This window comes from Paenibacillus phytorum (genome assembly GCF_013141715.1).
Taxonomy (GTDB): Bacteria; Bacillota; Bacilli; order Paenibacillales; family NBRC-103111; genus Paenibacillus_E; species Paenibacillus_E phytorum.
The window spans coordinates 22,069-44,950 of sequence record NZ_WHOA01000099.1 but is presented as its reverse complement, the minus strand read 5'-3'; the positions used below and the strand labels follow the sequence as shown (position 1 = coordinate 44,950).

At 47.7% G+C, this 22,882-nt stretch carries 14 protein-coding genes and 1 pseudogene; 14 read left to right on the top strand and 1 reads right to left on the bottom strand.

Annotation, left to right across the window (positions count from 1 at the left end; genetic code table 11):
- Positions 1 to 11 precede the first annotated feature (11 nt).
- The 4 genes from GC098_RS15300 (at position 12) to GC098_RS15285 (ending at position 9,603) form a co-directional block, all read left to right on the top strand.
- Complete coding sequence (locus tag GC098_RS15300; protein ID WP_171644002.1) at positions 12 to 1,694, top strand: vWA domain-containing protein; 1,683 nt, start codon at positions 12 to 14, stop codon at positions 1,692 to 1,694.
- 22 nt (positions 1,695 to 1,716) lie between these two features.
- Positions 1,717 to 2,856 (top strand): toxic anion resistance protein, encoded by a 1,140-nt coding sequence (locus tag GC098_RS15295; RefSeq protein ID WP_171644001.1) that lies wholly within the window; start codon positions 1,717 to 1,719, stop codon positions 2,854 to 2,856.
- 335 nt (positions 2,857 to 3,191) lie between these two features.
- Entirely contained in the window at positions 3,192 to 7,850 is a 4,659-nt protein-coding gene (locus tag GC098_RS15290) for an S-layer homology domain-containing protein (RefSeq protein ID WP_171644000.1), read from the top strand.
- A gap of 148 nt (positions 7,851 to 7,998) precedes the next feature.
- Positions 7,999 to 9,603 carry a glycoside hydrolase family 99-like domain-containing protein gene (locus tag GC098_RS15285; RefSeq protein ID WP_246358631.1) on the top strand — a complete coding sequence of 535 codons (1,605 nt, stop codon included), beginning with the start codon at positions 7,999 to 8,001 and terminating at the stop codon, positions 9,601 to 9,603.
- A gap of 93 nt (positions 9,604 to 9,696) precedes the next feature.
- On the opposite strand, the gene GC098_RS15280 is transcribed toward GC098_RS15285, so the two are convergent.
- The gene (locus GC098_RS15280; RefSeq protein WP_171643998.1) at positions 9,697 to 11,277 is read right to left on the bottom strand and encodes an FAD-dependent oxidoreductase; all 1,581 of its coding nucleotides are present in this window, start codon (positions 11,275 to 11,277) and stop codon (positions 9,697 to 9,699) included.
- 325 nt (positions 11,278 to 11,602) lie between these two features.
- Between GC098_RS15280 and GC098_RS15275 the strand changes: the two genes are divergently transcribed.
- The 10 genes and pseudogenes from GC098_RS15275 (at position 11,603) to GC098_RS41590 (ending at position 22,747) form a co-directional block, all read left to right on the top strand.
- Complete coding sequence (locus tag GC098_RS15275; protein ID WP_171644127.1) at positions 11,603 to 12,523, top strand: ABC transporter permease; 921 nt, start codon at positions 11,603 to 11,605, stop codon at positions 12,521 to 12,523.
- A 30-nt stretch (positions 12,524 to 12,553) separates the two neighbouring features.
- Positions 12,554 to 13,423, top strand: a complete 870-nt coding sequence (locus GC098_RS15270) for a carbohydrate ABC transporter permease (protein ID WP_171643997.1) — start codon at positions 12,554 to 12,556, stop codon at positions 13,421 to 13,423.
- A gap of 100 nt (positions 13,424 to 13,523) precedes the next feature.
- A complete protein-coding gene (locus GC098_RS15265; RefSeq protein ID WP_171643996.1) occupies positions 13,524 to 15,056 on the top strand; it encodes an extracellular solute-binding protein in 1,533 nt (510 codons plus the stop codon).
- Between the two features lie 76 nt (positions 15,057 to 15,132).
- Positions 15,133 to 16,944, top strand: coding sequence for a cache domain-containing sensor histidine kinase (locus GC098_RS15260; protein WP_171643995.1), 1,812 nt, complete (start codon positions 15,133 to 15,135; stop codon positions 16,942 to 16,944).
- Position 16,945: 1 nt separating this feature from the next.
- Positions 16,946 to 18,559: a response regulator gene (locus GC098_RS15255; RefSeq protein WP_171643994.1), complete on the top strand. Its 1,614-nt coding sequence runs from the start codon at positions 16,946 to 16,948 to the stop codon at positions 18,557 to 18,559.
- A gap of 282 nt (positions 18,560 to 18,841) precedes the next feature.
- Positions 18,842 to 19,543, top strand: coding sequence for a response regulator transcription factor (locus tag GC098_RS15250; protein WP_171643993.1), 702 nt, complete (start codon positions 18,842 to 18,844; stop codon positions 19,541 to 19,543).
- Entirely contained in the window at positions 19,540 to 21,357 is a 1,818-nt protein-coding gene (locus GC098_RS15245) for a sensor histidine kinase (RefSeq protein ID WP_171643992.1), read from the top strand. Before GC098_RS15250 ends, GC098_RS15245 begins: the two co-directional genes overlap by 4 nt.
- Positions 21,358 to 21,529: 172 nt before the next feature.
- Positions 21,530 to 22,252, top strand: a complete 723-nt coding sequence (locus GC098_RS15240) for an N-acetylmuramoyl-L-alanine amidase family protein (RefSeq protein WP_246358624.1) — start codon at positions 21,530 to 21,532, stop codon at positions 22,250 to 22,252.
- A gap of 187 nt (positions 22,253 to 22,439) precedes the next feature.
- Positions 22,440 to 22,544, top strand: a pseudogene (locus GC098_RS41595) (CapA family protein); the annotation flags it as partial.
- A 65-nt stretch (positions 22,545 to 22,609) separates the two neighbouring features.
- Complete coding sequence (locus tag GC098_RS41590; RefSeq protein WP_376773884.1) at positions 22,610 to 22,747, top strand: CapA family protein; 138 nt, start codon at positions 22,610 to 22,612, stop codon at positions 22,745 to 22,747.
- Positions 22,748 to 22,882 lie beyond the last annotated feature (135 nt).

The following is a 22,882-nucleotide window of genomic DNA, read 5'->3' as shown; positions in this document are numbered from 1 at the left end:
AGGTGACTTAGATGAAAAATAAGAGCTTCTTCCTATCGGGGATTATCATTGTTTTAGTATTCGGACTTGTGTATGCAGGTGTGAAACTGACTGCAAATCTTGGGAAATCCAGTGTTCAGGTCGCAGCTGAAAATGCAGGAGAACGGTTATCCGAACTTTACTCTGATATTTCTATTGCCACGGATAAGCCAGTAAAGGGACAGATAGACCTTAATCCGGCTGATGTAGCTGAAACACTTCCGGATATCTCGAAGTTTCCAATAACAGTGGGAAGCACAACGGATAATTTTGTAGAGATCTTCTCCTCTACAGAAAAGTCGGGGACCGGTGTTGATGGTTGGTTAACCGAAGTGGCAACGGAGTTCAATCAAGCCAAGATTGAAGTAAACGGCAAACCAGCTTCCGTGAAGATACGAAATATTGCTTCAGGTACTGCGACGGACTATATCAAATCCCGTACATACATTCCTGACGCATTCACTCCATCCAACGAGTTATGGGGAGAAATCGTAAAGGCAAATAGCATCAAGACTCAGCTAATTACAAAGCGTTTAGTAGGAAACGTGCCGGGGATCGTCATTTCAAAAGCAAAACATGATGCTTTGGTAGAGAAGTACGGATCAGTGAATGTCAAAACCATCACAGAAGCGATTTCCAATAACGAGTTCGCAATGGGATATACTGATCCATTCGCCAGCTCTACTGGCCTGAACTTTCTCGTTACTGCTCTGAACACCTTCGACAGCTCCAACATATTGGGGGAGAAAGCGGTTAAAGGCTTCGAGAGATTCCAATCCAATGTACCGTTCACCGCGTCCACAACAATCCAAATGCGTGACGCTGCCAAGTCTGGCGCTCTAGACGGGTTTGTCTTGGAGTATCAGACATATGTCAACGCGGCGGACCTTAAAGGTAGCTATGTGTTCACACCATTTGGCGTAAGGCATGATAGCCCACTCTATGCATTAGGGGACCTGCCACAGAATAAACTCGATGTAATAAAGAAATTTGCTGAATTCGTAACACAAGAGAAATACCAAAAAACAGCGAAAGAAAAGGGCTTTAACGGCCTCGAAGACTACAAGTCTGAACTCGCGCCTGTTGACGGTAACCTTCTAGCTTCTGCTCAAAAAGTATGGAAAGAAAAGAAAAATGGCACCAAACCAATTGTCGCGGTATTTGTAACGGATGTTTCCGGAAGCATGGCGGGGGCGCCGCTCAATCGCCTCAAAGAGTCCTTAATCAAAGGACAGAAATACTTGGGCAAAGACAACAGCATCGGCCTAGTTTCTTACTCTAGTGGTGTAACAATCAAACTCCCGATCGCGAAGTACGACACAAATCAGCAGTCCATGTTCGTCGGCGCGGTCAATAGCCTCCAGGCGAGTGGTGGAACGTCAACCTTTGACGGTATTATTGTTGCCCTAAAGATGATTCAAGACGAATTGGCTGTTAATCCGAATATGAAGCCAATCATTTTTGTTTTGAGCGATGGCGAGACAAACGAAGGGCATTCTCTCAAGGACATAAAGGGATTAGTCGAAATCTATAAAGTCCCCATTTATACGATCGGCTATAACGCAAACATCAAAGCCCTCGAAAGCATTTCTAGTATCAACGAAGCTGCAAGCATCAATGCAGACACTGATGATGTGGTGTATAAACTCGGCAACCTGTTCAACGTCCAAATGTAATTCAAATCAAGGAGGGATTCACATGTCATTCACATTGGAAATAGCCAATCCTGAAGAAATTAAAGCAGTGATCGAACATGAGATTAAGCCGGTCCCCGAGGAAATCGCCAAGTTGAAAGAGCTTGCTGACTCTAATGTAGCTACGATCATGTCAATGGAACTTGATTCGCTCGACAAGCGGAGGGAAATTCTACAATCGATCGATACATTCGGTGTAGATACAATGAAATTGTCTTCCTCTAAAAATGCGTTACTGCAAGTGTCGGTCGGTAATCTTTCAAAAGCTGGCGAAGATGGCGGGCAAGTAGCCAAGGGATTAGCAGACCTGCACACACAAATAAAAGATTTGGACCCAAGCCTCGTTGATTTCGCCAAAATCGGCATCCTTGGTAAGTTCTTCAGCCCTATTCGGAGCTACTTCCTTAAATATGAAAAGGCAGATGGCATCATTGCAGATATCATCGTTTCTTTAGATAAGGGAAAGTCCACGCTCAAGAATGACAACACCACACTGGAGTTCGAACAACAATCCTTGCGTGAATTATCCAAGAAACTTAGAAAGGAAATTCAGCTTGGAACGCTAATGGACGAATCCATCGAGTTACAAATCGAAGCGGCAAAGATTCGGAATGAAGATCCAGAAAAGATTCGGTTTATTATAGAGGAAATCCTTTTCCCCTTAAGACAGAGGGTTATGGACTTGCAAGAGATGTTAGTTGTAAACCAACAGGGCATTATGGCAATGGAACTGGTTATACGGAACAATAGGCAGATGATGCGTGTTGTCGATCGCTCAAAGACCGTAACGATTTCCGCATTGAAGATATCTGTAATGGTTGCCAGCGCCCTATACAATCAAAATATCGCTTTGAAGAAAGTTGAGCTCTTGAACCAAGTAACTAGCAATATAATAACTGCTACTTCGCGTATGTTGAAAGAGCAAGGAGCCGAAATTCATAAGAAATCGATTGAATCCAACATTTCAGTTGATACTCTAAAACAGGCATTTACAGATGTAATTTCTGCTCTGGACTCGATTAGTACCTATAAACAGGAGGCTCTGCCAAAAATGCGAGAAACAATCAATGAGTTCCGCAATTTGGCTGATATCGGCGAAAAGCAAATATTGCATCTGAAGAAGGGCAGCCAGTTATCCATATAATAGATTAAACAGCCGGTCCAAAAGGACCGGCTTCTTATTTGCGATGGCGGGCTCAAACCATTTTCTTCTACTATTTCCATTACGCTGTAGATGATGGCATTAGCATATTTCACCGCGTTGATTCTGTTTGGGGACACCTCCTGTCGGGTTACACTTTTAGTCTTCATAGCAGGAGGAGGCGCTCAGATTATTGTATGTGCTTCAGAATACGGCGTTCATGATGAGCCCATAGGTCATCAAAGAGACTGAATATGTCATACGAGTGTAATAGGAAGCCGATCTTTTTCCTCGTATACTGACATTAGTTTCAGATAACTTATCACAAGGAGGAAAATATGGGCATCATGAACCGATTAAACAGGCGACTTTTCGTCCGCACAGCGATTCTTTTACTTACTTTTGCAATCGCTTTCAGCTCAATTGCCACAGGTGCAGCCGCCGAGGAAGCTGGTCCGGCAGATGCGATGATTGGCAAATATGTAACACTCGGGGGTTATTTGAATGAGCCCGTGAATTACCGGATTATTCATGCGGAGGATGTGAATGGCGATGGCAGAAAGGAATTCCTGTTGTTTGCCGACCGTATTATTTCGCTCAAGCCATTCGATGCATCCGGTGACGATCCTGGTGGACGAGGCGGTACATCGCGCAAAGGAAACGGCTCCAATCTATGGAGCGAAAGCAATATGCGAGACTGGCTGAACAGTGATCAGCCACAGGTTCAGTGGAATGCGTTATCACCTGAATCAATCCGCGTATGGAATGGCTACAATGCTTATGCTGACGAAGGAGGCTTCCTGTCGCAGGGAAATATGACGGAAGCGGAACGTTCCTTCATCGTACCGGTTACCCATCGGCATATGCTGGCTGCCGTAGATGATAGCTTGAAGAGCGGCGGTGCAGGGGATCATCAGTTTCTGGACGCTTCCGTATCCACGGCGCTAGCTAATTATGATTCCGCACGTTATGGACTTACTACGGACGGTGTCTTCCTGCTTTCTTTGAAGGAACTGAAGGAGTATGTCGTAGACCGCTTCCCTGAGCAGTTAACTGGATATGTGACTGACCAAGCTTTGACACAGTCGAATTCAATCTATGACCCTGCTAATTCGGGGGTAGCGGCTCCTTATTGGACCCGTGATGCGGTATCGCAGAACTCGTATGCGGTCAGATATGTTGCTGCCGATCTGAAGGCTCCGCTCAATGGCAATGCGATAACGGGTACTCGTGGAGTAAGACCGGCGATGTATCTGAAATCCGGCTTGCAATTCACTGGTGAAGGCACGAAGCAATCGCCCTTCTCTGTGACGAGAAAAGCAGACCCGGTAGATGCGATGATTGGCAAATATGTATCGTTCGGGAGTTATTTGAATGAGCCTGTGAAGTACCGGGTTATTCATGCTGAGGATGTAAATGGCGATGGCAACAAGGAATTTTTGTTGTTTGCCGACCGCATTATTTCGCTTAAGCCGTTCGATGCATCCGGTGACGATCCGGGAGGACGAGGCGGTACGTCGCGTAAGGGAAATGGCTCCAATCTTTGGAGCGAAAGCAATATGCGAGACTGGCTGAACAGTCATCAGCAACAGGTTCAGTGGAATGCGTTATCACCCAGAACATTCCGCGTATGGAATGGCTACAATGCTTATGCTGGCGAACAAGGCTTCCTGTCGCAGGGAAATATGACGGCAGCGGAACGCTCTGTGATCGTACCTGTTACCCATCGGCATATGCTGGCTGCCGTAGATGATAGCTTGAAGAATGGCGGGGCAGGGGATCATCAGTTTCTGGACGCTTCCGTATCCACGGCGCTAGCTAATTATGATTCCGCACGTTATGGACTTACTACGGACAGCGTCTTTCTGCTTTCTTTGAAGGAACTGAAGGAATATGTCGTAGAACGCTTCCCTGAGAAGTTAACTGGATATGCGACGGACCAAGCTTTGGAACAGTCGAATTCAATCTATGACCCGGCTAATTCGGGGATAGCGGCTCCTTATTGGACCCGTGATGCGGTATCGCAGAATTCGAATGCGGTCAGATATGTAGCTGCTGATTTGAAGGTTCCGCTCAATGGCAATGCGATAACCGGAACTCGTGGAGTAAGACCGGCGATGTATCTGAAATCCGGCTTGCAATTCACCGGTGATGGCACTGAGCAATCGCCGTTCTCTGTGTCAGGTTTGCCGGAAGTACCGGATGAGCCTGGAGCAGGTACGAATCCTCCGGAACCGTTTCCGGCCCATCACGGTGAACAAGGTATTCATGTTATTGTTCGCAACAATGATTTGACTAGCAGTACGGCTGAACAAGCTATCGCTTCCGGGCATGTGGACGGTATTACTTATTACTCCGGCCTGTCTGTCTTGGAACCGACCGAGGGTGTCTACAATTGGGATTACATCGATGAGATGATCTATCTGAGCAGGAAGTATGGCAAACCGCTTAAGATCGCTATTTTACCTGGAAGATGGGTTCCTGAATGGGTATACACCAAAGGAGCAGTCAAGTTCAACTGGAATCTGGTCACGGATCTGGTTGATCCCGGAAGCTATGATGCTTCAGCTCCTGTTCCGTGGGATCCCGTGTATTTGTCCATTATGGAGAATATGATAAAGGCGTTGTCAGCTCGCTATGCCGATGAAGCGGCGATTGGAGCGGTGCAGGTAACCGGACCTTCCTTAAGTAACGGTCTGGAAACCAATCTGGTGTTAAACGATCATGATGTGACCAGAATCGGCTATACGCCGGATAAGCTGATTGGTGCGTGGAAGCGCATGATTGATGCTTATAATCAAGCATTTCCGAACAAATCGATTGCGCTATTGCTGAATAATTATATTACCCAGCAGCGCAATAACGAGATTCCAAGAGAGCTTAGGGACTATGCGTTCGATAAGCTCGGCCCCCGTCTGAATTCGCAGATTGCCTATATTACCTACGAGGATTGGTTCGAGCGAGGCAATGAAGGCATTGAAATTTGGGCGGAGGCGTCCGACCGGATGAAGCTGCAGGGACAGCTAATAGACGTATATTCGGTCAAGAAGGCGAATCCGGAATATCTCTACGAAGCGATTCGCAAGGCAGCGAGCATGGGAAGCGATATGATCGAAGTGTTCGCTCAGGATTTGGTAACGCCAGTCTACGCAGCCAAGGCTGCCGAAGCGAGAGAGCTTCTGGTCAACAAACGGCCAAGCGGAGTTGTCATCGAACCTTCCTCGGAAACGCTGACAGCCGGAGAATCAGCCAGGTGGTCGGCAAAACTTATCGATCAGAATGGCTATCCGATCAGCGCAGTTCCTTTGCAATGGAACAGCGACGATGAGGCAGTGGCGACGGTAGATGTCAAAGGAGGGATTGCGGCAATAAGCGAAGGCAGCACGGTCATCCGTGCCGTTTATGCAGGTACGCTAGAGGCTTCTGTGGAACTACGAGTTTATGCACAGCCACGGCTTCGGTTCAATAAGACGCGCTACAGTCTGACGGAAGGAGATAGACTGCAAACGGTTGTAGAACTCGTTTACAAAGGTACGAATATCGATGTTACCGCAGGAGCGGACATTCTGATTGCAAATCCTCGTGTCGCAGTCACAACTACCAATGGAATGATTAGTGCTTATAGTGAAGGAACTACGGTAATTTCGGCGACATACAAGTCATGGACAGCGAGCGCAGAGTTAATCGTATCTGCATATAGCAGCGGTGGAGATTGGAGCGAATCCGTTGATGGAGACAGCCAAACGGGAGGGGGACCTGGCCAGGTCGGAGCGGTACAACCTGAAGTCAAGACCGGTAATTCGGCTGCCAAAGGTGTGGCTCTTACGCTCAACGATGGCAGCATAGTGACGATTACAGATCAGCAGATTGCAAGTGGAAAAGTCCTAATTGAAGCGGGTAATGCTAAGGGCTCTACCTATTCCTTAGACATAACAGGCGCTCAGCTCACAGAACTGGCGACTAGGAAAGCGGATTTGGAGCTCGAATTCGTCACTCCGTTCGGCTCTTACAAGCTTCCGCTGCAGGCAGTTCGTACCGACAAGATAGGGAAGTTGCTGCAGGAAAGTCTGGAAAATTTTACACTGACGCTATCGATCACGAAAGCAGATGCTGTTACTGTAGCTGCTATACGCGATGGGGCTATCGCTATCGGAGCAGCACTGATCGGTGAGCCGCTTCATTATGAATTGAATGCGCAGAGCGAAGACGGTAAGCAGCTGGTTGTCGCATCCTTCGAGCGATATGTGAGCCGTTCTATGCATGTTGACGGTCAGTTGGATGCGAAGACGACGGTCGGCGTTTATTACGATCCGGATACTAGCAGCTATACGCCGGTGCCTACGATTGTCACCTCTTCGGGTGGGAAGACGACGATTGAGCTGAAACGCCGTGGTAACAGTATCTATGCGCTGCTGCAGGTAAAGCCTTCTTTTGCCGATCTGGTGCAGCACTGGTCTCGCGAGGATGTTGAAGCTTTGGCAGCCAAATTGATCGTGAAAGGCAAGTCAGAGCTAGCCTTCGATCCTGATGGAATTGTCACAAGGGCGGAATGGGCGGCTATGTTAACTAGAGCACTTGCGTTGGAAAGCGAAGGTTCGTTGCAAGAGCGGTCGTTTGCGGATGCGGAGGAAAACTGGTTCACAGAAGCAGTCAGTGCTGTTCATGCAGCTGGGCTGATGAATGGGTATGAGGATGGAACGTTCCGGCCTTTGGCGAACATAACTCGGGAGGAAATAGCCGTTGTGCTCGAACGAGTAAGCTCTTTTACAGGTAAAAGATTAGCTTTGCCGACCGATACGAGAATGGTTCTTGGCAAGTTTAATGATGCAGGGCAAGTTGGGAGCTGGGCTCAGGCCGCATTGGCGAGTGTAGTTGCCGCCAAAATTATGCAGGGAGATGAGCAGGGAAGACTTGCTCCGAATTCCAGTACGACAAGAGCTGAGACAGCCGTGCTACTAAAGCGAATGCTTGTGTATATCGAATTTATGAATCCATAATCGACTACAAGACAAACGGGGATTGTATGCGAAGGTGCAGGGAAACGCGTTAGGAGCGTATCAAAAATGCAGGGTGCCAAGCTGACGACTGTGAGGAAGGGGTCGGCTTGGCGCCACATTCTAATTTGAAGGAGGTTTTATAGTGAAAATGGAACATGGCAAGAAGGAAAAGAGATGCAAGAGCTGGTTGCAAAGGTTGGCGGGCTTCACTACCTTGGTTGCTGGCTTTACGCTGCTGTGTGGACTAGGTGCTATCCTCTCGTCACCGCCTGCCGTTGCTGCAAACAGTCCTTTGCTAGGTGTCATCCGTTGGGATTGCTTCAGCAACAGCACCTGCGCCGATCTTAACTCGTTAGGTCCGCAGCAGTATCATGATCGAGTGCCTTATTTTCTCAGCATTGATTCTTCGACCCAGGTCAGTGGCAATGAAAATAGCCAATCGACGATCGATCAGCAAATTCAATATGCATATGATACGGGCATTGATTACTGGGCGTTCGTCAGCGGACCGGATACGAGTCCTAATGTAGCGGAAGCGTATGCGCTGCATAAATATTTGGCTAGCGACTATAAGGAAGATCTGGATTTCTCGGTGATTATCCATAGATACAATGCTCAGCAAAGCTGGTCGCAGCGGGTGGATCAGATGGTGGAATGGTTCGAGGAGCCGACTTATGTGAAGGTGTTGGGTGATCGGCCACTGGTTTATATTTTCAATGTAGCGGATATGGAGAGTTATTACGGATCGGGGACACCAACCCAAACGAATATCGATCTGCTGCGCCAAAAGACTGTGGCTGCCGGCTTGGGTGATCCTTATATTGTTGCGATGCATTGGCAATTAAACACTGCGGTGTCGCAGTTGAATAAGTACGGCTTGGATGCGATTGGGCGCTACGGCTATTCAGGTCTTAACGGTAGTCAGGACATGAATAATCCATCGCCGTTCTCTGCACTTGCTCAAGCTCAGGCAGACTCTTGGGACGATTATGCCAATTCGGGCAAGCCTTTTGTCCCGGATATCTCGACAGGCTGGGATAAATCACCCCGCACGACAACCCCTCCACCTTGGGGTGGTGGCGGTGGCCCTTACTACAGGCAGCCGACACCTGGCGAGATCGCTGGGCACTTTAAGGCGGGGATGGATTACACCCGCAATCATACGACTGCTGTAGAAGCCAATACGGTATTGGCTTTTGCATGGAATGAGGTTTGCGAAGGAGGCTGGCTTGTGCCTACACATGCCCAAGGCACCGAGCGTCTGGATGCCATCAAAGCGATGCTGAACGGTGTCGGCGTCAATGCGCTTCGCAACCCCGGCTTCGAGGCAGACATGGATGGGGTCCAGTCACCCAAGAGCTGGAGCACTTGGGGAGGCTCCTCCGGTACACATGCCAATGCGGATTATACGGAGTCTAGCGGATACAGCTGGAGCTGGCGTCTGACGCATAACAAATCGGCTGCTTATGAAGTGGCAACACACCAGACGGTTACGGGGCTGACCAATGGCTTGTACACCTTGACGGCCTGGGTGCAGTCGAGCGGAGGGCAGACGACCGCCCAGATGTCAGTGAAGGACTACGGTGGTGCTGAAGTCATTCGCAATATTACCACAAGCTCCACGTGGCAGCAGATCCAGCTTCAGCATGTTCCCGTCACGAACGGACAGGCGAAGATTGTGTTCTACTCCAATGCCGGAGCCAATCAGTGGATTCGAGTGGATGATGTTAGCTTCTTTAAGGAAACGTATTGAAAGTGTTCTAAAGAATGAAAAAAGAGGGCCGTCCGGTAACATTCCGGACGGTCCTTTGCGAGCTTAAGCTGACTTGTGAGCATGCAAGCTCACTCATACCTCGTGTATATGCGGCCATTTCAGCTCAATGCCCTCTCGCGTTAGCAAGCGCTGGAATTCCTCAAGCTGATCTTTGTTGCTCCACACCTCCACCGGTTGAACGCCACGGGTCATGCAGTATGCGGACAGGTATCCCGCCGCTTCACCGATATTCCATTCCACAGGATGCAGGCGGTAGGAGCCGTTGGTGATGTGGGTGACGCCGATATTTTTGCAGGCGGGCAGCAGATTCTTCATGCGGATCGGAATAAGGCTGCCCAGAGGGATCTGGAAAGGATAGGAGGCAATGTCGATATAATTGCGATTGCCTGTGCTCGGGTGAAGATCCAGCCGATAGCAGCCGATGCCTACGGAATCGACGAATGTCTCTGCACTGTTGAAGCCCGCCGACTGCCTCGCCTCTACGCCGATATGCTGCTCCAGTACAGTGAACTGGGCGCGAATTCTACGCGACTCACGGATATAAGGAGCCATCGCCAAGCCGTCCTCAGTTCCTGTTACGTCTCCTCGCAAACGAAGTCCTGGCAAGCCCATTTTGCCGTCTGCGCGCGGGGCTTCGGTCTGCATCCAATATAGCAAAGAGAGGCTGAGCTGCTTGGCTCCTTCCAGATGGCGCAGTCGTTCTTCCTCACTGACCTCGAATATGGGACCTAGCCAGTAGTCATTCTGTGGCCAATTGACGAGTGTAATATCGCTGGCGAGGAAGCCAGGAGTAAAATTACTGCGGTCCAGAATGCGCCTGTAAAGCCAACGATTGTCCGGACCTTCCGACGGAAACAAATGATAAACGGTCGGTTCATGCGTAATGTAATGGGGCACAGTCCAGCTGAGTTGCTTGTCCGGCCAGAAATCTGCCCTGTAGCTGTTCCAGAAAGCATACTGCTCAGGCTTGTCGATCGTATGATCTTCGCCTTCCAGATAGTCGACCGCAAAGCAATGCGTAATCGCCTGCATATCCAGCGGATCGGCCGCTCCCGCCAATGCGTGCGGCTCGTCGGTCTCGCTTCTGGACTCCGAGCCGGTCACGTACTCCGTACCTGTCATCGGCAGCAGGTCTCCGCATTCCGTGGCGTCGAGAAAATAAGTCGCATGAAGCACAGTCACTTCGCCCGACAGTGAATGCACGACCTCTACTGTTGTTACGCGGTCTCCGTCCGTCTCTGCTCCAATAGCCCGGCGCTGACTAAGTAGCATCAGCCGTCCGCTGTGTATATAGGGGGACAGCATACGCTCCAATACCGACAAGGCAGCCCGTGGCTCATGGCACAGCCTGCTCACGTACCCGTTGCCGGGGTTGAACACGGGATTCGATCGCGCGGCTTCGGTGAGTGGGAACCCGTCCTTGTAGAAGGCGCGGACCTGATCGCGGAACTGCCGATAGCTACGCGTGCAGCCGAACTGCTCGATCCACGGATGCTCATCGGGAGGCACAGCCTGGCTAGTTAGCTGTCCTCCGATCCACATGGTCTCCTCAGTCATGACAACCTTGTATCCCATTTTGCAGGCGGCCAACGCAGCGGCACATCCGCCCGTTCCTCCGCCGACAATAACGAGGTCTGTTTGAATTTCCTTCATCTATATATGCACCCTTTCGTTGTAAACTCCTATCCAGAATAACGGAAGTCAACTCTATTGGACATATCGGTTCATGACACGATGGCGTCTCCTGATGACTTTCCGTCAGGACGAACGTATCGATCGCGATGTCATGAGCGGTGCAGGTGATGTCATTGTGCTTGGATAGAAACCGTATACCGAATGGCCTAGAATGAAATTAGGCCAAGGAAACAAACTGTCGGTAATGATACGCAAGCTCAGGCAGTGCTAGAAAGTGAGAAGGAGGGGCGTTATGCATGCTGCAAGTAAAGCTGTAGGCAATGAATATGCCATCCCACCTATAATGAAAGCGAAGCGTAATCGTAACCGATACGGGCATCTGAAGGACTACTGGGATCTGTACCTGATCATGGTACCGGGAATTGTTTACTTTCTCGTATTCAAGTATGCACCGATGTGGGGAATCGTGATTGCGTTTCAAGATTACAGTCCATTTCAAGGGGTGCGGGGCAGTGAATGGGTCGGGTGGATGCATTTTCGCGAAATGTTTACGGACCGCGAGTTTTATCAGGTATTCCGCAACACGCTGTTAATCAGCCTTTACAAGCTGATCTGGGGCTTCCCGGGACCCATTATTTTGGCGCTGATGCTTAATGAGGTGCGGCATCTTATGTTCAAGCGCACTGTTCAGACGCTCGCCTATTTGCCCCATTTTTTGTCGTGGGTCATTATTGGGGGTATTCTCGTCAATGTGCTGTCTCCGGTTACTGGTGTGGTTAACGCCATGCTTGGCTGGTTTAGCATCGAGCCGATCTTCTTCCTGGCTGACGCAGACTGGTTCCGGACCGTGATTGTGGCGAGCGATATTTGGAAAGAGGTTGGCTGGGGAGCCATTATTTATTTGGCGGCGATAGTTTCCATAGATCCTCAATTGTACGAAGCCGCTGTCATCGACGGAGCGGGCAAGTGGCAGCAGATCCGGCATATTACGCTGCCGTCGTTGCTAGGTACGATCATCATTCTGTTCATCCTCCGCTTGGGGCACGTGCTGGATGTAGGCTTCGAACAAATATTTGTACTGTACAATTCGATGGTCTACGAGGTTGGAGATGTCATCGAAACGTATGTGTATCGGGTAGGTATCAGCCAATCCGAATTCAGTTTCTCAACGGCTGTCGGTTTGTTCAAGTCGGTTATTGGCCTTGCGCTGGTCATTTTCTTCAATCGTATGGCCAAAAGAGCGGGCCATGAAGGCGTATATTAATTGCAAATTCAGGGAAAGGGGGAACCACTAATGAGATTTAGCCGGCAAGAAAAGATCGGACATCTATGGAATTATGCGCTGCTCGGAGCGTTCAGTCTGCTGGCGCTGGCGCCGTTCGTGCACATTTTGGCTCAATCGTTCAGCAGCTACCGGGCAGTCATGAGTGGAGAGGTGTCGTTCCTGCCAGTGGAATTCACATGGGAGGCTTACGGCAAAGTATTCGACGACAATGCTTTCCGGCAAGCGTTCCTAATCAGCACCTGGCGTACCGTACTGGGAACGTGTTTGAACGTGCTGCTGACGGTTCTGCTCGCTTATCCGCTCTCCAAGTCTTATATTAAAGGCAGACATTTTATTCTTTTCCTGATCGTATTTACGATGATGTTCAACGGTGGGATGATACCGACCTATTTGATCGTCAAGGAGCTGGGGCTTTACAATTCATTTTGGGCCTTCCTGCTCCCGGGAGCGATCAGCGCTTTTAATGTGATTATTATGAAAAACTTTTTCCAGAGCGTCCCGCCTGAGTTGGAGGAATCGGCCCGTATCGACGGCTGCTCGAACCAGGGAATTCTGTACCGCATTGTGGTGCCTCTGTCGATGCCTGCGATTGCTACGATCGCGCTCTTTCATGCCGTTGCGCATTGGAACTCATTTTTCGATGCGGTACTGTATGTAGCCGATTCCAAGCTCAACCCGCTGCAGGTATACCTGCGCAATCTGATTCAGGCGAATGTAACGACTATTAATGTAACCGACAATTTGGAGCGGCAGTTGCTTGCCGTTGAATCCCTGAAGGCGGCGGCACTTATCGCAAGCACTGTACCGATCCTGATCGTCTATCCGTTTCTGCAAAAATATTTTGTGAAGGGCATTTTGATCGGCTCCGTAAAGGGATGACCATGCTGATTCTAAGGGCGGTACGATTCGCTGAAAGCAATTTTTCATTACGACAATTGTTCCATTCCGTCAATTCCATTACAATAAAGGGGTTAATACGATGAAAAAAAGGTCAAATCTGACGATAATCATTGCATCTTTATCTACACTTGTCGTACTCGGAAGCGCCTGCTCCCAGGGAGAATCCGCTCCGCAAGCATCCAACTCGGCAGCACCGGCCGTGAAGAAGTCACTGACGCTGGTGCTCGATAATGCCGGACGCAAGTATCCCGATGGCATGAATGAGAACACGAATCCTTACCTGGATTATATTCGTCAGCAATCCAATCTGAACATTACGGTTACCACGCCGCCGCCGGACGGTTACCAGGACAAGATCAATATTATGATGACCTCAGGCGAAAGTTATGACTTAATCCGTTCCACGGACAGCGCTTGGGTGTCGAAGCTGGTAAAGCAGAAAGCGCTCACACCGCTGAACAAGCTGATCGATCAATATGGACCTAATCTGAAGAAAGCATACCCCGAGGAAGTGTGGAAGCAGGTTACGTTCGAGGATGGTAACATATATGCGCTACCGGGAGTGACCACCAAGAAGGCCGATGAGCTGATGTATGTCCGCAAAGACTGGCTGGCTAAGCTCGGTCTTAATCCGCCCAAGACGCTGGACGAATACACGGAGGTTATGCGCGCTCTGGCAACCAAGGACCCCGACGGCAACGGAAAGAACGACACGATCGGCCTGATTATTGGCGAGAAGCTGGCCAGAACCGGCCCTATATTCGGTGCTTTCGGCGTTCCGCTTGGGCAGAACAACTGGGTGGAACGGAATGGTCTGCTTGTGCATTCCTATATTTTGCCGGAGACGAAGGAGGCGCTTCGCTATCTCGCCGGGCTGTACAAGGATAAGCTGATTGACTCGGAGTGGGCGCTGAACAAGCCGAAGAATGTGGACGAAAAGGTAGCGGGCGGCAAGGTCGGCCTGTTCTCCGCTCAGTGGCACGAAACGCGTGGCTCGATTTTGACGAACAAGAAGAACGATCCGAAGGCGGATTGGGTCGCGCTGGATTATCCTACAGGCAAGGACGGCAAATCGGGAATCGCTGCTATTAATCTGGTAGGATCCTATGCCGTCATTCCGGCTACAAGTAAAAATGCTGCCGAAGTTATCAAGATGATGGATGTGATCAACAGCACGCAAGGCCACGAAACGTTAAAACTCGGTCTGCCCGAACATCAGATCTGGGTGCGCAAGGACGGCAAACTGACGATGAATTTCGAAGAACATAACAAGCATATTTATCGCAACACATTGTCCGAAATTGCCAATCCCTGGGATGACGAGCTAGAGCGGGAGCGACTCGACGCGTTAGGACTGGAATTCAAAATGAATGACAATATCAACCGAATCAACAGTCATGTTATCCCGAATCAATATAATGGAGCTCCAACGGAAATTCTTGGTAAGTACAGTTCGCAACTGAAGAAGACGATGGAGGAATCATTCACCAAAATCATTATGGGGACAAACCCGATCGATGATTTTGACGCATTCGTAAAGCAATGGAAAAAAGAAGGCGGAGACGAGATGACGCGCGAAGTGAATGAATGGTACAGCAAGAATCGAAAATAAAATAGAAGTGAAGTCAAATCAAGGTGCTCTCTAACAGAGCATCTTTCTTTGCTTGAAAGGCTTGGAGGTAACAGTGATGTGGAGAAACTGGAAGCGTCTGTATGCAGAGTCGGTGCATATTCGAATTACGAGCTATTTTCTGCTTATTTTGCTGCCGCTTGTCGCGATGAATCTCTATGCTCAGAACAAGTCGCAGCTCATTCTGAAGGAGCAGGCGATGGAGCGAACGAAGGGCGTCATGCAGTCCGCTATGCAGTTCATCGATACGACACTTCTGAATGTTGAGGAGCTATCCAATCTCGTCGTGACGGACAGTACGCTTAACCGTCACTTGGATGCAGCTGACGGTGAACTGGAGCCGAATGATATTCTCAACTTTCAGGCGGCGGCGACCGAATTGATCCATTTTCGTACGATGAATCGCACACTGTCGCAAACGATGATTTTGCATACCCCATCTTCCTTGTTGCTTTCCGATTCGGGTTATTCCCGGCTGAACGATATGCAGAATGAGGATTGGGTCCGCGAAACGGTCCGTTCCAATGGCAGTCCCTGGTACTACATTCCTGCAGAGAATCAATTTACGTCTCTTGGGAATAAAGATTTGATACACAATACCGAGGTCATTACCTTAATGCGTCTAATGACCCAGTCGGAGCATCTGCGCGAGCCCTCGATTTTCATGGCTTCGATACGCAAGGAATACTTATACGGACTTATCGGTCGGCTAGCGGATCCTGGCCAAGGTACGATCTATTTATTTACTCCAGACGGCCGATTGGCGGTAGGCACACCCGGCAGCAATCCGCCTTCTGATTGGGAAGTAAAGGGGGGCGATTTCGGTACGATTCGGGAGGGGGAGCAATCACTTATGATGGTGAAGGTGGCTTCACCTAGCTCTGGATGGTCGCTCTTGATGCTGCAGCCGCAGAATGCTCTATTCGAGAAGTCCAGTCAGTTGCGTGATCAGACCTATGTCATTACGGCCATTAGTCTTGCTATCGCTGTTATAGTAGCCTGGTTCCTGTATAGGGGGATTTCGTTTCCACTGAGGAAGCTAATCCGAGGCATGAAGGAGATACGGCTTGGGCGTCTGGATGTTCGCATCGAGCACAAGAGGGCAGATGAGTTCGGGTATATGATGGATACATTCAATGAAATGATGGATCAGCAGCGTTTTATGATTCGCGACATCTACGACAAGGAGCTGCGCATCATTCAAACGGAGCTGAAGCTGCTGCAATCGCAGATTAATCCTCACTTTCTGTACAATACACTCGATTCCATCTATTCATCAGCGATTTTGGTGGGCGCGGACCAGATAGGAGAGATGGTGCTTAATTTGTCGAAGTTTTTCCGGATTAGCATCGGTAGGGGCAAGGAAGTGTTCACGACGGAGGAGACGGTCGTTCATTTGGGATATTACATAAACGTGCAGCAACTTCGCTTTAAGGGTCGACTGCAGGTGGACATCCGGGTGGACAATGCCGTGCGGTCCTGCATGCTGTTGAAGCTGATTCTTCAGCCGCTTGTGGAGAATGCAATCGTGCATGGCTTAGAGCAGAAGTCAGGGAAGGGACAGCTGAACATCGAGGCATACCCCGAGCAGGAGCGCCTGCATATTCGCATTACCGATAATGGAAGCGGGATAGCACCTGAGCGTTTACTCTTTATTCAAAACGAGCTAGGCGCGATCGGGAGTACCGATATGAAGACGCTGCGGCATGATGTGAAGGAGCTGTTCGGCCTGCGTAACGTCAAGACCCGATTGATTCTCTATTACGGCGATCAGGCAGAATTGCATATAGACAGCGTGGAACAGCAGGGCACCGTCGTGTTGGTCACGATTCCACTGGCCTCTTGTGCGGATCCAATAGGAGGAAAATGACATGAATCTGATGATTATAGAAGATGAAGTTGATATTCGGCAAAGGCTCGTGCAAACGATACCTTGGGAGGAGCATGGCATTCACGTGGCTGCCGAGGTAGGAGACGGGCTCGATGCGTGGCGTATGGTGGAGCGGGTTAAACCGGACCTGCTGCTGCTGGATATTCGGCTACCGGGCATTAATGGGCTGGATCTTGCTGCCAAAATCAGAGAAACCGAGAAGGATTTGAAAATTATCATCCTGAGCGGCCATGACGATTTCGAATATGCGAGAGCCTCAATCGATATCGGTGTCAGCCATTTTCTACTCAAGCCTGCCGGCAACGATGAAGTAATGAAGGCCGTGCTGAACGCTGCCGGACAACTGCAAAGCGAGCGGGCGGAGCGTCATGAGCGGCATCTACTAGAGACGAACTGGGAGCAATATTTGCCCAAGCTCAAGGCGCACTTCTATGAGAGCTGGATGAACGGTCATTATACAGATTGGCAGCTAAAACGGCAGTCGGAGAAGCTGGGAATCCGGCTAGCGGACAGCCACTTCTTTGCCGTCGTCGTGTTTGAGATGGACCCGCTGGAGGAAGCGGAGGTCCGATTTTCCAAACAGGATACGGGTTTGCTGCAGTTCTCCCTCTACAGTATCACGGAGGAATGCTTAAGGGGAAGCGATTGCTTCGTACTTCATGATTCTTACGGTTCTATTCTTGCGTTGTTTCACAGCAGGAGTGGTGAGCATGAGGGGGAATTTCAGCAGCGAATCAATTTTCTGGCGGTCAAGGTGCTTTCTGTCGTCAAGGACTGTTTAAAGCTGACGGCCAGCGCCGGCATCGGCAGCGTTTTCGCGGACCGCAGCGAGGCCATACATTCCTTGCGGCTGGCCAAACGCGCTCTTCTGACACGTGTGGTTTACGGGCATCATCTGGCTCTTCATCACCATGACCTACAGTTGGAGGAAGACCAGCCGAGCGTATGGTTTCAGCCGGCCTCCTTGCGCAGCCTTACCGTGGCACTGGATATGGAAGACGAGGAGCATGCAATGAAGGCGATGGAAGAGTTGATTGGCGAATTAGGCCAGACCGCTACCTCTGCCGAGATCATTCAGGAGCAGGTGCTGCTCTTGAGCAGCTTATTGACCCAGAGCATTCATACACGCAATTGGTCCGTTGCTGCTGTGCTTCAGGAGGATTCGGCGCTGCTGTATCATTTGAGCAGTTTCGTGACGAGGGAACAGATTGCCTCCTTTCTCAGACGGATCGTCCGCAAAATCCTCGCTTTCGCCGCACAGCGCCGCAACACCGGAAGCAGCAAGCTTATTCAAGATATGCTGCACCTGATCGAGGAGCACATTGATATGGATATCAGCCTGCAAAGCATGGCCAACCGCTTTTATATCAACTCTTCCTATTTAAGCCGAATGTTTAAGCATAATATGAAGAAGTCGTATTCCGATTATGTGATGGAACGCAAGATGCTGCGTGCTAGGCAGTATTTGATCGATGGGTCCAAGGTGCATGATGCGGCGCGCATGGTCGGCTATATTAATGTCGGCTTCTTCTCTAAGCAATTTCAGAAATATTGGGGCGTTGTCCCCAGCGAGATGAGGGGACTGCCTGGCTGATGTCGAACCGTCAATTAAAAGTGAATCGGATTGGAAAGTGGACGGCTTCCGAAAGGAACTCCTAGCGATGGCTGAATTGATATATGAAAAAAATATTCTAAAGTACGTTACGGTAACTACTTCTATTTTTCATGCATATAGTCAAGAAAATCTTTACATAATCTTTATCTGGCTATGTTACAAATATTAAATACGCGATCTTTATAAAAATTTCCAGTAGGTAAATACTATAATAAGTTATTCGATTAGCAATGTTCCCATCAGTGAGGCAGGAGAAGCTAAATGCAAAAAACGATATTAGTTGTAGAAGATGAAGATATTTTACGTGAAATTAGTAAAGATTATCTGCTAAATGAAGGTTATCAGGTTCTAGAAGCAGCAGATGGGAAGCAGGCATTAACTTTAATTCATGATCATGACGTTGATTTAATCATTCTGGATATCATGCTGCCGGAGTTAGATGGGTGGTCAGTTTGTAGACGAATTCGGAAGACATCCAATGTGCCAATCATCATGTTGACAGCTAGAGTAGATGAGGATGATACGTTACTGGGATTTGAGCTGGGTGCCGATGATTATGTGACCAAACCATATAGCCCAGCTGTCTTATTAGCTAGAGCCAAACGATTGATTGAAAGCAGGAATCGGGAAGAACGTCAAACCATAACTTCCGATTCTTCCAATAGCGATACCTTATCTGCCAAAGGACTTCAGATTCAAATCCCCTCAAGGACACTAACTGTTGATGGTGAATCAGTATACCTGACGTATACGGAGTTCCAAATATTAGCTTACTTAATGCAGAATAACGGCATTGTCATAACTCGGGAGCAGCTTATTCTGAAAATTTGGGGTTATGAATACGATGGTGATGATCGGACAGTGAATACGCATATTCGTAATTTAAGGAGTAAATTAGGGGAGAAATCCAAGCTAATAACAACGATCGTTAGAACAGGTTATAAGTTCGAGGGTAACGCATGAGAACTAGTATTGTTTTTAAATTATTTACCCTGACAACGATGTTATGCCTATTCATTCTTGCGACGATTTATTTAGGCCAAACGATTTTTTTCAAACAATACTACGCGAACAGAAAAGTGAATGCCATTCAAGCGAATATAGAAATCTTTAAGAAAGATTATTTAAATAGTGGTGGGAATTTCCTGACTGTTCAGAAGCTAGAACAAGATTTCTATCGACAAAATAATACCTGGATTACGACACTTGATAGCCAGGGAAACTTGAAAAATGCGAATGATTTTTACATAGAAGTAAAAATCGATTCACCTAAAGCGAACAATACGTTTTATGGTAAAACAATTTCAGTACCTCTTTATCACATGATTAACATCAATGAAGTATTAAATAAAACTTCAAGTCAAACGATATCGATGTTGGCTCCCAAAGCTCGTGTTGGTGTTTCGGCGTATAAAATGGATGCCGTGTTAATTCCCTATCGGTTGCAAATTGAAAAAAGTAATGTACTTTGGATCAATGATACAATAACGAAAACGCTGGATGAACTCACCTTAGATATTAAATATTCAAGGAAAGAAAACATAGAGTTCCCAGGTATTACCCTTAGCGGAGCGATTACTAAAGTGCAGTTTCCTAACGGGAATGAATCTTCCAGCTTTATCTATACGAATAGTTTATTTATGGACAGATTGAAAGAATTTCAAGCTAACTTGCTACTAGATGAGTCGAAGATCAGCTTGGATACCTTACAAATTCTTGATTTCACACAGAATGACGTCAAGTATAAGATCTTTATTGAGCCGATTAAAGATCAGGCTGGCATAACCAGCTACATCTTTTCCATGGCCTCCTTACAGCCAGTCGATGAAGCTGTCCAAATGCTTAAAGATTATTACTTGTATTTGGTTGCTTTAGTCATGCTTCTAATTGTTCTTGCTGCTATCTATTATTCTAGAAAAATTGCCAAGCCTTTGATCCTGATGAATCAGACAACGAAAAAAATAGCACAATTAGATTTTTCGGAAACGATACCCATTAGATCCAATGATGAAATTGGAGAATTATCGCGCAATATCAATTCACTTTCCCTAACCCTTCACTCCTATATTAGAAAGCTGCAGAAGGACATTGAGAAAGAAAAGCAATTGGAACGTACAAGGAAAGAGTTTATCTCCGGGGTATCTCATGAGTTAAAAACGCCGCTTAGTGTTATGAAGAGCTGTATTTCTATTCTTCAAGATGGCGTTGCCGCACAGAAGACAGATCATTATTTCGAAGCCATGAATAAAGAAGTCGATAAAATGAATCACTTGATTGTGGATATGCTGGAGCTTGCTAAGTTCGAATCCGGTACCTATAAAATGGAGATGGAAGCGTTCTGCATTGATAAACTCATCGAGGAAATCTGTGAGAAGCTATCGTTGGAATTCAGCAGCAAACGGCTTCATGTCCATATGGAACTTGTTTATGTTGAAGTCATGGCCAATCAGAACCGTATTGAGCAAGTGATCACCAATTTTCTGACCAATGCGATTCGTTATACGCCAGGAGATGAACATATTTATGTGACAGTCCATGAAGAACTGGAATCCGTTAAGATTTGTATCGAAAATAAAGGAGCGCATATCCTCGAGGATCAGTTAGCCAAAGTGTGGGATCGTTTCTACCGCGGTGATTCAGCTCGCCATCGTTCACAAGGCGGAACAGGTTTAGGACTTGCCATATCAAAGAATATACTAGAGTTACATGGCGTAGAGTTTGGCGCGGCGAATACAGGGGACGGCGTTTTGTTTTACTTCTATTTAAATAAAGCTTGAAAAATATGCACTTTTTTTGACGTGAGGTTTACGTCTTGGAAGGTGGTTTTTTATTTTCTTCATCTCATCTTTATCTGAATTCCGCTTTATTTTCATCTACCTCTTTTAAAATAACTCTATGAAATGAAAGTTTCAACCAGATAGAGTTTGCATAATGAGAGGAGCTCCACCTATGAAAAAAAATGGAATTCTTGCCTTCACTGCCATGAGTACATTTATTTCCGGTTTCATTCTATATAACGTACAGGCTAGCAGCCTTTTTAAAAATGAAACTGCCCAAACTGCTGCACAGACTGCTGCACAGACTGCTGTACGTTCTGCTACTAGCAACTCTATGAATAAAGAAAACCGTATTTTAGAAGGAAAAACGATCGTCATAGATGCTGGGCATGGAGGCAAGGATGTAGGTGCAACAGGACAAACGGGCATCCATGAGAAAGATCTAACGGTGCAGACGGCATTAAATATCAAGCAGGAATTAGCTGAAAAAACGGGCGCGAATATTGTATTGACCCGTGAACAGGATGAGTTTTTGACGCTTGCTGAGCGAGTGGAGATCGCAGAGAATCACGCGGCAGACCTATTTATCAGTATCCATTTTGATGCATTTACAAGTAATGATGTAGCTGGTATAACGACTTATTACAATAAACCAGCAGATCGACAATTGGCAACGATGATACATGATAAGATTTTCGAACAAAACATAGATACCAGAGATCGTGGAGTGTCACAGGGTGATTACTTCGTACTTCGAGAAAATAAAAACCCATCCCTTTTACTCGAGCTAGGATATATATCCAATCAAGCAGATGAACAGCGAATACAAACACAAGATTTTCAAAACAAGGCAGCAGCCGCAATTACAGAAGGCATTATTTCTTATTTAATTTAATCGTTTTTCAAAGTAAAGTGCTAATAGCCTCACTACTAATGGTCATTTCGCTTCCGTACGAGAGCTTTGCTGCCAAAATAGTTATTGATGCTGGGCATGGTGGAAATGACCCTGGAACGACTAGCGCAACTGACCCGACTAAGCAAGTAAACGGAGCTCAAATACTAATGCACTGAAAGATTTAGGGGTGGACATTGTTACCATTGCGAACAACCATTCCTTGGATAGAGGAGAGAAGGTCATTCAAAGCGCCCTATCACACTGGGATACCCTTGGCATGCCTTATACTGGCACGTTTAAGTCGCAAAGTGACCGAGACCAAATAAGGACGATGACGAAAAACGAGATTATGGCGTTGTGGTTGCTGTTCATTGGGGGAAGGAATATCAACTGTTTCCAGACCACGATCAATCTGATTTTGCGCTAAAACTCGCAGATATGGGTGTTCATATTGTCATTGGGAACCACCCGCATGTTTTACAGCCGCCAGCCTGAGTATACAGTAAAAATGGACATCGAACTTTCGTTCTATACTCGCTCGGAAATTTCATTTCCGCTCAAACAGACTTATATAAACAAATTGGCGATGGCCACGATTGAGGTTAACCTTCATCCCTTGTGCCTATTACC

Excerpts from the sequence above, each read along its gene's own strand:
- GC098_RS15300 (WP_171644002.1), top strand. The coding sequence starts at position 12 with ATGAAAAATAAGAGCTTCTTCCTATCGGGGATTATCATTGTTTTAGTA.
- GC098_RS15295 (WP_171644001.1), top strand. The coding sequence starts at position 1,717 with ATGTCATTCACATTGGAAATAGCCAATCCTGAAGAAATTAAAGCAGTG.
- GC098_RS15290 (WP_171644000.1), top strand. The coding sequence starts at position 3,192 with ATGGGCATCATGAACCGATTAAACAGGCGACTTTTCGTCCGCACAGCG.
- GC098_RS15285 (WP_246358631.1), top strand. The coding sequence starts at position 7,999 with ATGGAACATGGCAAGAAGGAAAAGAGATGCAAGAGCTGGTTGCAAAGG.
- GC098_RS15280 (WP_171643998.1), bottom strand. The coding sequence starts at position 11,277 with ATGAAGGAAATTCAAACAGACCTCGTTATTGTCGGCGGAGGAACGGGC.
- GC098_RS15275 (WP_171644127.1), top strand. The coding sequence starts at position 11,603 with ATGAAAGCGAAGCGTAATCGTAACCGATACGGGCATCTGAAGGACTAC.
- GC098_RS15270 (WP_171643997.1), top strand. The coding sequence starts at position 12,554 with ATGAGATTTAGCCGGCAAGAAAAGATCGGACATCTATGGAATTATGCG.
- GC098_RS15265 (WP_171643996.1), top strand. The coding sequence starts at position 13,524 with ATGAAAAAAAGGTCAAATCTGACGATAATCATTGCATCTTTATCTACA.
- GC098_RS15260 (WP_171643995.1), top strand. The coding sequence starts at position 15,133 with ATGTGGAGAAACTGGAAGCGTCTGTATGCAGAGTCGGTGCATATTCGA.
- GC098_RS15255 (WP_171643994.1), top strand. The coding sequence starts at position 16,946 with ATGAATCTGATGATTATAGAAGATGAAGTTGATATTCGGCAAAGGCTC.
- GC098_RS15250 (WP_171643993.1), top strand. The coding sequence starts at position 18,842 with ATGCAAAAAACGATATTAGTTGTAGAAGATGAAGATATTTTACGTGAA.
- GC098_RS15245 (WP_171643992.1), top strand. The coding sequence starts at position 19,540 with ATGAGAACTAGTATTGTTTTTAAATTATTTACCCTGACAACGATGTTA.
- GC098_RS15240 (WP_246358624.1), top strand. The coding sequence starts at position 21,530 with ATGAAAAAAAATGGAATTCTTGCCTTCACTGCCATGAGTACATTTATT.